Origin of the sequence: Empedobacter sp. UBA7611 (genome assembly GCF_002484365.1) — a bacterium.
Taxonomy (GTDB): domain Bacteria; phylum Bacteroidota; class Bacteroidia; order Flavobacteriales; family Weeksellaceae; genus Empedobacter; species Empedobacter falsenii_B.
In genome coordinates this window covers 944-1,214 of the sequence record NZ_DLJR01000043.1, presented here as the reverse complement: position 1 = coordinate 1,214, position 271 = coordinate 944, and the positions used below count along the sequence as shown (strand labels likewise).

1 pseudogene is annotated in these 271 nt (G+C 37.6%); it reads right to left on the bottom strand.

From position 1 onward, the window contains the following. Positions 1-271 (bottom strand): annotated as a pseudogene (locus tag B3R94_RS07165) (F0F1 ATP synthase subunit alpha); the annotation flags it as partial.

The window sequence follows — 271 nt, the reverse complement described above, 5'->3', positions numbered from 1 at the left end:
TGTTTCACCTCTATCGTAAAATTCTTTTTGATTTAAGATTGCATCTAAAGCAACAGAAGTTTTACCTGTTTGACGGTCACCGATGATTAACTCACGTTGTCCACGTCCAATTGGAATCATAGAGTCAATAGAAACGATACCTGTTTGTAATGGTTCGTTTACTGGTTGACGGTATAAAACTCCAGGAGCTTTACGCTCGATAGGCATTTCATATAATTGTCCTTCGATTGGTCCTTTACCATCGATAGGATTTCCTAACATATCTACAACA